The sequence below is a fragment of the Pseudomonas sp. 18.1.10 genome, from assembly GCF_024655625.1.
In the GTDB taxonomy this organism is placed as follows: Bacteria; Pseudomonadota; Gammaproteobacteria; order Pseudomonadales; family Pseudomonadaceae; genus Aquipseudomonas.
This window is the reverse complement of record NZ_JANLGL010000053.1, coordinates 21,747-33,357: the sequence shown is the minus strand read 5'-3', so window position 1 is coordinate 33,357 and position 11,611 is coordinate 21,747. Positions and strand designations below refer to the sequence as shown.

The 11,611-nt window shown below is 62.2% G+C and carries 10 protein-coding genes; 1 reads left to right on the top strand and 9 read right to left on the bottom strand.

Annotation, left to right across the window (positions count from 1 at the left end; genetic code table 11):
- Positions 1-92 precede the first annotated feature (92 nt).
- The 7 genes from dxs to NUV89_RS12000 form a co-directional block, all read right to left on the bottom strand.
- Complete coding sequence (gene dxs / locus NUV89_RS12030) at positions 93-1,991, bottom strand: 1-deoxy-D-xylulose-5-phosphate synthase (protein WP_257781479.1); 1,899 nt, start codon at positions 1,989-1,991, stop codon at positions 93-95.
- 111 nt (positions 1,992-2,102) lie between these two features.
- Positions 2,103-2,990, bottom strand: a complete 888-nt coding sequence (ispA, locus tag NUV89_RS12025; protein ID WP_257781478.1) for a (2E,6E)-farnesyl diphosphate synthase — start codon at positions 2,988-2,990, stop codon at positions 2,103-2,105.
- Positions 2,987-3,229, bottom strand: coding sequence for an exodeoxyribonuclease VII small subunit (locus NUV89_RS12020; protein ID WP_003176346.1), 243 nt, complete (start codon positions 3,227-3,229; stop codon positions 2,987-2,989). Before NUV89_RS12020 ends, ispA begins: the two co-directional genes overlap by 4 nt.
- Before the next feature lie 76 nt (positions 3,230-3,305).
- Positions 3,306-4,445 carry a Fic family protein gene (locus NUV89_RS12015; protein WP_257781477.1) on the bottom strand — a complete coding sequence of 380 codons (1,140 nt, stop codon included), beginning with the start codon at positions 4,443-4,445 and terminating at the stop codon, positions 3,306-3,308.
- 92 nt (positions 4,446-4,537) lie between these two features.
- Positions 4,538-6,967 carry a TonB-dependent siderophore receptor gene (locus tag NUV89_RS12010; protein WP_257781476.1) on the bottom strand — a complete coding sequence of 810 codons (2,430 nt, stop codon included), beginning with the start codon at positions 6,965-6,967 and terminating at the stop codon, positions 4,538-4,540.
- Between the two features lie 103 nt (positions 6,968-7,070).
- Entirely contained in the window at positions 7,071-8,003 is a 933-nt protein-coding gene (locus NUV89_RS12005) for a FecR family protein (RefSeq protein WP_257781475.1), read from the bottom strand.
- The gene (locus tag NUV89_RS12000) at positions 8,000-8,509 is read right to left on the bottom strand and encodes an RNA polymerase sigma factor (protein WP_257781474.1); all 510 of its coding nucleotides are present in this window, start codon (positions 8,507-8,509) and stop codon (positions 8,000-8,002) included. The genes NUV89_RS12005 and NUV89_RS12000 overlap by 4 nt, the downstream gene beginning before the upstream one ends.
- Positions 8,510-8,705: 196 nt before the next feature.
- On the opposite strand from NUV89_RS12000, the gene NUV89_RS11995 reads away from it, so the two are divergent.
- On the top strand, positions 8,706-10,631 hold the full coding sequence (locus tag NUV89_RS11995) for a hypothetical protein (RefSeq protein ID WP_257781473.1): 1,926 nt from the start codon (positions 8,706-8,708) through the stop codon (positions 10,629-10,631).
- On the opposite strand, the gene NUV89_RS11990 is transcribed toward NUV89_RS11995, so the two are convergent.
- Both NUV89_RS11990 and NUV89_RS11985 read right to left on the bottom strand, forming a co-directional pair.
- Entirely contained in the window at positions 10,628-11,026 is a 399-nt protein-coding gene (locus NUV89_RS11990; RefSeq protein ID WP_257781472.1) for a MerR family transcriptional regulator, read from the bottom strand. The genes NUV89_RS11995 and NUV89_RS11990 overlap by 4 nt on opposite strands.
- Positions 10,965-11,609, bottom strand: coding sequence for an NAD(P)H-dependent oxidoreductase (locus tag NUV89_RS11985; protein ID WP_257781471.1), 645 nt, complete (start codon positions 11,607-11,609; stop codon positions 10,965-10,967). Before NUV89_RS11985 ends, NUV89_RS11990 begins: the two co-directional genes overlap by 62 nt.
- Positions 11,610-11,611: the final 2 nt, after the last annotated feature.

The following is an 11,611-nucleotide window of genomic DNA, read 5'->3' as shown; positions in this document are numbered from 1 at the left end:
CACAGCTGAACTATCGTCGGCAGCGTCAGATGTGTATAAGAGACAGATCCACTGCATTCGCGAGCAAGCCCGCTCCCACATTTTGATCCGGTTTACAGGCCCAGCAGTGCTGTACGTTGCAGTACCGATGCCTCAATCCCTGCTTCATCCAACCCGCACTCCGCCAGCATCTGCGCCGGCTTCGCGTGTTCGACGTACACATCTGGCAAGCCCAGGTGCAGCACTGACTTGAGGATGTTCTCCCGCGCCAGGAACTCGCTGACCGCCGCGCCCGCACCGCCCATGATGGCGTTTTCTTCGACCGTCACCAGCAGTTCATGGCTGGCGGCGATGTCGCGTACGAGGGCTTCATCCAACGGTTTGACGAAGCGCATATCGACCACGGTGGCGTCGAGCTTGTCGGCGACTTTCAAGGCTTCGGCCAATTGCACGCCAAACACCAGGAAGGCGGTCTTGCTGCCTTGGCGGCGCACGATGCCCTTGCCGATCTCGATCGGTTCCAGGTCCTTCTCGATCACCGCGTTCGGGCCGTTGCCGCGCGGGTAGCGCACGGCGGCCGGGCCGTTGTACAGGTGGCCGGTGCTGAGCATCTTGCGCAGTTCGTTTTCGTCGCTCGGCGTCATCACCAGCATGCCGGGGATGCAGCGCAGGTAGGACAAGTCGAAGCTGCCGGCGTGGGTCGGGCCGTCTTCGCCCACCAGGCCTGCGCGGTCGATGGCGAAGAGCACGTCGAGGTTCTGCACCGCGACGTCATGCACCAACTGGTCGTAGCCACGTTGCAGGAAGGTGGAGTAGATCGCCACCACCGGTTTGGCGCCTTCACAGGCCATGCCGGCGGCGAACGTGACGGCGTGCTGCTCGGCAATTGCCACGTCGAAGTAACGCAGCGGGAAACGCTCGCTGAACGCCACCAGGTCGGAGCCTTCCTTCATCGCCGGGGTAATCCCCACCAGGCGCGGGTCGGCGGCGGCCATGTCGCACAGCCATTCGCCGAACACACCGGAATACTTCGGCCCACTGGCCTTCTTCGGCGCGGCGGCGGGGGCGTCCACGGGTTCCAGCTTGGTGATGGCGTGGTAGCCAATCGGGTCGACTTCCGCCGGGGCGAAGCCTTTGCCTTTCTTGGTGACAATGTGCAGGAACTGCGGGCCCTTGAGGTCACGCATGTTGCGCAGCGTGGCGATCAGGGTCGGCAGGTCGTGGCCGTCGATCGGGCCGATGTAGTTCCAGCCCAGCTCTTCGAACAGGGTGCCGGGGACCAGCATGCCCTTGGCATATTCTTCGGTACGTCGGGCAATTTCCCACGCGCCGGGCAGACGCGAGAGCACCTTTTTGCTGCCTTCGCGCATGCTGGCGTAGGTGCGGCTGGAGAGGATCTTGGCTAGGTAGTTGGACAGGCCACCAACGTTGCGCGAGATCGACATGTCGTTGTCGTTGAGGATCACCAACATGTTGGCGTCCACTTCCGGCGCATGGTTCAGCGCTTCGAAGGCCATGCCGGCGGTCAGCGCGCCATCACCGATCACCGCAATCGCCTTGCGATCGCTGCCTTGCAGGCGGGCGGCAATGGCCATGCCCAGTGCGGCGCTGATGGACGTGCTGGAGTGGCCGACGCCAAAGGTGTCGTACTCGCTCTCGGCGCGACGCGGGAAGGCGGCAATGCCGTCCTTCTGGCGCAGGCTGGCCATTTGCTCGCGACGGCCGGTGAGGATTTTATGCGGATACGCCTGATGGCCCACGTCCCACACCAGCCGGTCGTCCGGGGTGTCGAACACGTAATGCAGGGCGATAGTCAGCTCGATGACGCCCAGGCCGGCACCGAAGTGCCCACCGGTCTGGCCGACCGTGTAGAGCAATTCCAGGCGCAACTCATCGGCCAGGGTTTCCAGCTCGGCTTCACCCAGACGACGCAGGCCGGCCGGCGTGGCAGCACGGTCGAGCAGGGGCGTGGACGGGCGCTTGCGGGGAATCTCTTGAAACGTCGTGGGCATCAGGCGAATCGTTATAGGTATAAGAAGAGGCGGCAGTTTACCTCAAGCATCGCAAACTGCCCACGCAGAGCGCCAAACTTGGCCGATATGCGGCTGCAATGGCGGCTGCAATCAGTGCCGGCGCTCGACGATATACCGCGCCAGGTCGCGCAGGGGCTCGGCCGCCGCGTCGAAAGGTCGCAGGGCGTCCAGGGCCAGGTCGCGCAGTTCCAGGGCATAGGCCTTGGCGGCTTCAAGCCCGAGCAGTGCCGGATAAGTCGGTTTGTCCCGTGCAATGTCGGCGCCCTGGCGTTTGCCCAGGGTGGCGGTGTCACTTTCGACGTCGAGGATGTCGTCCTGCACCTGGAACGCCAGGCCGATGGCGCGGGAATAGGTCTTCAGCGCCGCGAGTTGTTCAGCTTCGGCGCGGCCACTGGCCAGGGCGCCGAGGTGCACGGCGGCTTCGATCAGTGCACCGGTCTTGTGCCGGTGCATGTATTCCAGGGCCTGTTGATCGAGCTTCTGGCCGACCGAACCGAGGTCGATGGCTTGACCGCCAACCATCCCGGCGGGGCCAGCGGCGACGGCCAGGGCGGTGACCATGCGCAAGCGGATCTCGGCGTTGACGCCGCTCAGCGCGGGGTCCAGCAGGGCGCTGAACGCCAGGCTTTGCAGGCCGTCACCGGCAAGAATCGCACAGGCTTCGTCAAAGGCTTTATGGGTGGTCGGCTGGCCGCGACGCAAATCGTCATCGTCCATGGCCGGCAAATCGTCGTGTACCAGGGAATAGGCGTGGATCAACTCCACCGCACAGGCGGCGCCATTGGCCTGCTCGGCGGTTGCGCCCAAGGCTTCGCACGCGGCATACGCCAGCAACGGGCGCACGCGCTTGCCGCCATTCATCACGCTGTAGCGCATGGCTTCATACAGACGCTTGAGTTCGGGGCTTGGCGCAACAAACAAGGGCTCCAGCGCCGCATTGACCCGGGCTTGGCTACTGGCCTGATACGCGTCGATCATTCCGGTTGTTCCGCATCGAAGGGTTCTTCGGCCAACTCCCCGTCACGCTCCAGCAGCACCTGGACCTTCTGCTCCGCCTGCGCCAAGGCGCTCTGGCAGTCGCGGGTCAGGCCGATGCCTTGCTCAAACGCTGTCAACGAGTCTTCCAGCGACAACTCGCCGTTCTCCAGACGCTCGACCAGGGTTTGCAGGTCGGCGAGGGATTGTTCGAAATCGAGTGCAACTTTTTTGCGGGCCATGGCGGCTATTCCGGTAGACGGTAAACCGGCGCGACACTAGCAGACATGGGGATTCTGGGCAAATGAGCGGGGCGGCTCAAACGCTCAGGCCATTAATTTGATAGCGCGTACTACGGCCTCCGCCGGGCAATCGCACCAGGCAGTTTTTTTCCAGCAGATCAGCCAGGTGACGCGTGGCGGTCGCTTTCGACACCTTGGCCACGGCCTGGTACTGGGCGGCGCTGATGCCATGCTCAAAGCCCTTCTCTCCGCCATCCAGCAAGCGGTTAAGCACCTTGATCTGTTCGGCAGACAGCACGAGGTCGCGGTGCTGCTGCCAGAACCGGCTCTTGTCGAGCACCCGGTCAATCTGCGCCATGGCTTGTTGCACACTGCGCAGCAGGGTCTTGAGGAACCATTCGAGCCAGTCGGTGATATCCAGCGTGGCCTTTTGGCTCGACTCCAGCGCCTGGTAATAACCCGCGCGGTCCTCAAGGATGCTGGCCGACATGGCATAAAAACGAATGGCCTGGTGCTCGCCCTGGGCCAATGCCAGGTCAGTGATGGCGCGGGTCAGGCGACCATTGCCGTCGTCGAACGGGTGCAGCGTGACAAACCAGAAGTGCGCGACGCCTGCGCGGACCAGCGGATCAAGCTCCGGTTGGTCGCGGCTGCTTTCGAACCATTGCAGGAACTCATCCAGCGCGTGTTCCAGGCCTTTGCGCGGCGGCGCCTCAAAATGCACCGTCGGTCGATCAAGCCGGCCCGACACCACCTGCATCGGCTCATCCCCGCGCAATGCGCCGATATTCAGCGCGCGCGCAGCCAAGCCGGCTTCGGGCGTCGGGAACAACAAATGATGCCAATTCAACAGGCGGGGGAGGGTAAAGGGTTGGGCGAATTGTTGCGTGGCATCCAGTGTCAACTCCGCGAGGCCTTCGCTGCGGCGGCTGACGCGGGCGTCCTTCAACGGCTCCAAACCCAGACGTCGCGCCAGGGACGAGCGTACCGAGCCCACATTCAACTGTTCCCCCTCGATTGCCGAAGAAGTCAGGATATTTTGCAGTAACGCATCCAGTTCATTCTGCGCGTTGACCGCCTGGCTGACGCTGCCGAGCATGCCCAGCAGCTTGCCTTGGGCTTGCCCGCACTCGCGCAACAAGACCGCCAGGCGACCCGGTTGCCAGTGGAAGTGCGGCCAGTCGGCGTGTTGCCAGACCCAGAAGGGGTGGTCCATGGAGCAGTACCTGAGTGGGTGAGCCGAATAAAAAGGCTATTCGGCTCATTTGGTGAGCCGATTGTGCAATGTATTCGGCTCACCGTCCACCGTCAGAAATCGTACTTGAACCCCGTCATCACATTCCGCGGCGCCCCATAAACCCCGGCACTGGTGGTGGTGAAGTACTCCTTGTCGAACACATTGTTGAGGTTCACCGACGCCGACAGGCTTGGCGTGATTTCGTAGCGCGCCATCAGGTTGGCCACGGCGTAGCTTTCCTGGGTGTAGTAGCTCAGGTCGAAGCCGGTTTTGCTCTGCCAGTTGAAGCCGCCGCCGACGGTCAGTTTGTCCAGCGGGCCGGACAGGCGGTAGGTGGTGAACAGCTTTGCGCTGTGGCGGGGGATTTGCGTGGCGATGCGTTGGTCATCGGCGTCGGTGCTGACGCTGTAGGTGTAGCCGCCGGCGGCGTTCCAGCCCGGGGCCAGTTCGCCGTTGAGTTCCAGCTCCACGCCCTGGGTGGTGGTGCCTTGCACGGCTTTGTAGGCCTGGAACAGTGTAGGCGTCAGCTTGTTGCCGTCTGGCTGTGAGAGGTTGTCCTGCTCCAGGCGGAACAACGCGAGGCTGGTGTTCAGCGTGTCGTCATTGAAGCTGCCCTTGATGCCCAACTCATAGCCGGTGCCTTCCAGCGGCGCGAGGTAGGAGCCGGTCACGGTCTGGTCGCTTTGCGGGCTGAAGATCTTGGTGTAGCTGCCGTACACCGACCAACGGTCGCTGAGGTCGTAGACGAGGCCGCCATAGGGGATGAACACGCCGTTTTCTTCGCGGTCGAGGTGGATGTCGTCGTAGCCTGCGGCGGTGTAGGTGACGTCGTCAGTCTGCTTCCAGTTAATCAGGCGCCCGCCAAGGATCAGGCTGGTGGCGTCATTGAGGTGCCAGCGCGAGGTCAGGTAGGCCGAGTACTGGTTTTCCTTGAAGTCCTCTTTGCCCTTTTTTTCGAAGTCGGGCTTGGGCGCGCTGCCGTCCCAGTCGTAGATCGGCCCGAGGGTGCCGTCGTAGCCGGTCCAGGCGCGCATCCAGCCGCCATAGTCCGGTGCATTGGTATTGCGGATTTGCGACAGCTGCATCCCGGCGATCAATTCATGCTCGCGCCCGAGGAATTCGAACGGGCCGGTGACATAGGCGTCAATCGCGTTCTGCTTGGGGTTGCCCTGGAATTTGTTGGGGATCACCACGCCGCCCAGGCCGGTGACCGGGTCGGGGTTGCCGGAGAGAAAGTCGATGGCCGAGTCGTATTTGTTCTCGGTGCGGGTGAAGTCGAGCTTGGCGCTCCAGCCGTTATCGAACTGTTGCTCCAGTGACGCGAAGTAGCTGGTCTGGGCGTGATCGTAGAACGACCAATTGGTGGCGGTGTTGTAGGAACGTTTGAAATCCGTACGCCCGCCAGCGCTGTCGAACAGCGGGAAACCGCTGCGCGGCGGCGCGTTGGTGTGCACGGTCTGGTAGCTGAACCCCAGGGTCAGCAGGGTGCTGTCACTGAGGTCGAATTCGCTGATGCCGTAGACCAGGTTGGTGTCCTGTTTATAACGATCGACCCAGGAGTGCTGGTTCTTGTAGTCCAGAACCATGCGCCCACGGATGTTGCCGGCGTCGTTGAGCGGCCCGGAAACGTCCACCGAGGTGCCGTAGCGGTCCCAACTGCCGGCTTCGCCGCTGATGCTGGCTTGGGGCGTGGCGGTGGGGCGCTTGCGGATCAGGTTGATGGTGGCCGACGGTTGGCCCATGCCGCTTATAAGGCCGGTGGCGCCGCGGACCACTTCGACGCGGTCGTACATCGCGGTGTTCTGGGTGTAGTTGTCCATCCTGGATGAGGTCGGCACGCCGTCGATCTCGAAGTTGCTGATGGCGAAACCGCGCGAGTAGTAGGCGTCGGAATCCGCGCCCTGGCCTTCACGTACCACGGTGATACCGGAGGTGGCCTCCATGGCGTCCGTCAGGTTCGAGAGCTTTTGGTCGGCGATGCGCTGTTGGGTAATCACCGTGACGGACTGCGGGGTTTCCTTGAGCGCGATGTTCAGGCGGTTGGAGCTGCTGGACGACTGCGTGGTGTAGGAACCGGTACCTTCGGTGGTGGAACCGGGCGCTTTGCCGGAAATGCTCACCGGCGCCAATTGCAGGGTGTCGCTCGCACTGGCCGCAATGTCGATAACAAAACTGCTGGCGTTCGGCTGGCTGTAGCGGGCGTGGGTGCCGCCGGTGAGGATGGCCAGCGCTTGCTGCGGCGTATGGTCGCCGTGCAGTTCAGCAGACCGCAGGCCATTGGCTTGGGCCGCGTCGTACAGCACTTGGTAGCCGCTTTGCTGGGCGAACTGGTCCAGCGCGTCGGTGAGCGACTGCGCGGCGATATTGAAACTCATACGTTGGCTGTTCGCCGCGTTTGTTGTCGGCGTGGCCGCCTGGACGTAGGACAGTGGCAAGCCGGCCGCCATCAAAGCGACCGCCAGCGGTAAGTAGTTGAACCTCGTGACCTGTGAATACGGCATACATCCTCCCCGGACTACAAATGATAATGCTTCCTAAGTGCGGGGTAAGACGCAGCAGGCGACTGAATTACCGTGGGAGGCGAAAATAATTTTTGCGTGGCGCTCAACCGCGCACGATCAGCACGCGACGGGTCAGCGCGGTGGTGCGCAATTTTTGTGTGCTGATTAACGCGTCGAGGGCGCTGTCGATCTGGTTCAAGTTGAAGCTGGCGCTGATGGGCCGCTGTCCGACCTGCTCGTCGAGCCAGATCACCCGGCCGCCCTGGTAGCGCACCAACTCCTCCAGCACCTCGCGCAGCGGTGCATTGCGCACGCGCAGTTGGCCGTCGCGCCAGGCCAGCAGGCGCTCGGCATCGACGGCTTGCGGCGCTTGCACCTGGCCCTCGATGACCTTGAGTTGTTCGCCCGGTTGCAGCACCTGATGTTGCCCGCCGCCCATCACTTCGACGCGGCCGCGCAGCAGCGTCACCTGATCCTCGGCCGCGCCATGGCTGACGGCAAACGCCGTGCCCAGCACACGCACGCGCGTGCTGCCGGTTTGCACCACGAACGGCCGGCCATCGTGGCTCACGTCGAAGAACGCTCGACCGCGCAACAGGTGCACGCGGCGTTCATCGTTGTCGAGGGTGATATCGACGGCGCTGTCGCTGTCCAGGTGCACCTGTGAACCGTCGGCCAGGGCGATGTCCTGTTGCTGCCCGGTGGTCGTGGCGTAATCGCTGCCCCAGGTGTTCAGCGGTGGGGTCATCAGCATCAACGTGGCAAAGGCCAGCAACACGCAGGCTGCGGCGGCATACAGCGTGCGTCGTGGCAGCGGCCGGCGTCGCTCGCTGCGGCGTACCGCGTGGGCCGGTTGCTCCAGCAGGCGCCAGAGCATTTCCACATTCTGGTAGGCATTGGCATTCAGCGGGTCCGCACGCCACAGTTCGTACTCATTGCGCTGCTCGGCGCTGATGTTTTCGCTGCGCAGGCACGTCCACCAATCCAGCGCTTGCTGGTCACGTTCGGAGGGCGAGGGTGCAGGGTGATTATTCATCGGGACTCGTTGCCTTGCAGGACCGCCGCGCAATGGGCCATGGCCTTGTTCAAATGCCGCTCGACCGCACGGGCATCCAGGCCCAGGCGAATGGCGATTTCCTTGTAGCTCAGTTGCTCGACCCGGGCCAGCAGAAACACTTCACGGGTGGGCGAGGGTAGCCCATCGATCAGGCGCTGCAAATGCTCCAGGGTATTTCCGGCGATCGCACTGCCTTGCGGGTCGGCGTCACCGGCCAGGTCCTGCAGCTCCTGTTCGTCGCGAATGCCACGCACGCGGTTGCGGCGGGCGTGGTCGATGCTCAGGTTGTTGGCGATGCGGTAGAGGAAGGCGCGCACGTTGCCGATCTTGGCGACTTCGCTGTTCATCAGGCGGATAAACGCGTCTTGCAGCAGGTCGTTGGCGGTTTCGCGACAGTTCACCCGGCGGGTGAGGTAGGCCAGCAGTTCGCTGCGGTGGCGGCGATAGAGCGGGCCGAGGTTGCGGTTGCCGGGGTCGTCGGACATGGCACGAAGCGCCGCTCAGGGGGTGGGGGAAGGGATGGTAGTGCTAATGAGAAATTGTCGCAAGAACACTGGTTCGCGACGCCAGTGTGTGGCAGAGGCGGTTATCACAGTAATGGCCTAGTGCTATTCTGCGCCACGACCTGCAGCCACCCGTGGACAGTGCAGGCACAAAAAGCGCGTTTGAGGAGATAGGGATATGTCGTTGTTGGCGTTCTTGCAGGCCAGAAAGTACTCAAGCTCGGGGCGTGTGCATGTTGCACCCAATATTCCCAAGAAGCTGTTGAGCAACGCACTGGCGGCGTACGATTTGACGCTGGACCCCAGCGACGTGGTGGTGTTGATCGACGACACCATGTTTGGCAGCGGCAAGGACGGTTGCCTGATCGGGCATGACTGCCTGGCGATCCGCGAAACCTTCAGCGACGCTGTCAGCTATGCCTACAGCGAAGTGCAATCCCTGGAGATTCAGGGCAGCAAACTTTTCCTCAACAAGCGTCAGGCGATTGCCTTCAACATGCCGGACAAGGCCGACCTCAACCAGTGCTTCACGTTGCTGCTGGAGTGGATGCGCAGCCAGTCCGCCGATCAGCCACCGGCCTCGGTGAAGCGCGCTGAAGCCAAGGCGGCCGGCAGCGAGGAGTTGAGCGCTGCGCAAGTCGAGGCCGTGGTGCAAATGACGGTCAACTTGGCCGAGCGCCTGGGCCTGGAGCGCGTGTACGTGCGCCCGCACATCCCGCAGAAAAAACTGCACGCGGCGCTGGAGTCCTACGGCGCCAATATGCGCGAAGACGAAGTGCTGGTGCTGATCGACGACACCCTGTTCGGCGGTGCCAAGGAAGGCGTGCTGATGGGCGCGAGCAAGCTGGCGCTGAAAATGGTGTTTGAAGCGCCGCGCCTGTTTTTCTGGCGACACCTGGAAGGGTTGTCGGTGGAGAAGCGCGATCTTTACATCAATGCGCGTAAGGTTGGTTCCTTCACCCAGGTAGGCGAAAAGGAGTTGGGCGAGTTTTTCTCACTGATCGACCAGGCGTTGGTGGATGCGCGCCAAGTATCGGCGGATGACATTCCGCTGCCGCAGGTCGTGGCGTCTGAACCTGAGCCTGCGCAGGCCGAAGAAATCTTCGCCCTGGCAGTCATCGAAGACGCCGACGTACAGAGCCCCGCCGAGCAACAGAAAAAAGCCGGCGCCAAGGACAAGCTGCTGGGCTACGTCGCCGTGGCCATCGAGCAAAACAAGCCGAAGATCTTGCCGTTCCTCAAGGAAAAAACCGGCGAGGCGTCGCTGGCTGCATTGCGTGATGACGCCAACGTGGAAAAACTTGGCGGCTTTATCTATGCCTTCCTGCCGGGCGTGGTGCGCCTGGCGCTCAAGGAAGAAACCTTCGTGCGCTTCGTGCTGGAAAACCGCAACAAGCTCCTCGACAAACTACTGGTCGGTGAAGCCGAACGTGTCGCCGCGTTGCCGGATATCACGCCGGTGAGCCGTGGCTACCAAGCCGACCTCGACGACTTGTTGATGGACGACGAGCCAGGGGTGCGTCCGGGGCAGCAAACGATCGAGACCCTGCGCGTCATTTTGCAGGAGCTCAAGCAAGAGTTGCACGATGACCCGGAGGCCGAATTCATCTGGCGGTTGCCGATTGGTTTCCTTGAAGCGCTGTTGCCTAAAGCGGAAAAACTGATCGGTTTCCCCGACAAGAAAGTCGAGGATCAGGTCTTTTTTGTACTGGCCCTGATGTATGGTTTTTCCTTCCACAAGGTGCCCGAGGCGGTGCGCGGCCAGGAGAAGATTCTGGAAAGCTTCCTCAACGGTTTCGGCGTCATTTTGAGTGGCTACGAAGAACACAACGCCTTCAGCACCTTCAACGTTGATGATGACGTGATGCCCATGTTGCTGATTATGACCAAAGTGGCGAGCAAGCAGCAGCTCAATGAACTGGTCAGGAAAATGCTCGACGAGTACACCAACGCCACTGAACCGGGCGACTTCGAGATGGACGACATCATGTCGCTGCTGCGTGAAGCCAACAACGGCGCGGTGGCCTGGGTGGACGCGCTGACCCGCATCAGCGTGGCCCACGAACGTGAAGTGCAACGCAAATGGGGCGACGTGCTCAACTAGGACCGTGACGGGCGGCCAGTTTCAACCAGGCGTTCGAACTGGCACTGCCCTTGCGCACCGTCCAGGCTGGCCTCAAAGGCCAGCAAGCCGGCAAGCACCTTTTGCTGGGCTTCGATCTGCGTGACCAACTCCTGCTTTTTCTGCGCAAGCGCCTGCGTCGCACGCTGCTGCGCCAACGCGTTGCCGGGGTCGCCGTGGAGGATTTGCTGCAACTCCTTGAGCTTGAAGCCCAGCTGTTGCGCGCACTTGATAAACATCAGCAGCTCGACACTCTGCTCGGAATAGACCCGGTACTGGCCCTCCCGCTGGGGCGGCGGTAACAGGCCAATCGCCTCATAGTGACGAATCGCCTTGATGGTCGTGCCTGACAGCTGCGCGGCTTTGCCGATGTACATGAAAACTCCCTTTTCCCACGAGTGCGCCGGCTTGTTTCAGCCATTTTTCCCGTTGCGTGGGTGTCGATCCCAAGACCGGCCCGAACAGCAACGTCTTGGTTGGTTTGATGCCGCAAAACGTCAGGGTGGTCTTGCGCATCTGATGCACGCCCGGCATGCGGTAGAACCAGCGGTAATACCATGGCGGCGTGTCCAGGGCCACCAACAAATGTGCGGTTCGACCTTGCAAGAGCTTGTCGGGGAACGCCTTGCCCGCGCGGTATTTGAAGGCAAAGCCGGGTAGGAAAATACGGTCGATAAAACCTTTCAACAACGCCGGGATGCCGCCCCACCAGATCGGCAACACGAAGGTCAGCTGAGTGGCCCAGAGGATGTCGGCTTGGGCGCTGAGCAGGTCGGGTTCCAGGGCTTGGATCTGGGTGTAGCCGTTGTGCAGGATGGGGTCGAAATCCAGCTCGCCCAGGCGTAGGACGCGCACCTCATGGCCGGCGTTTTTTGCGCTGCGGGTGTAGGCGTCGGCGAGTGCGGCGCAGAAGCTGGTGGTGGCGGGGTGGCCGAGGATGAGCAGGATGCGGTGGGGCATGG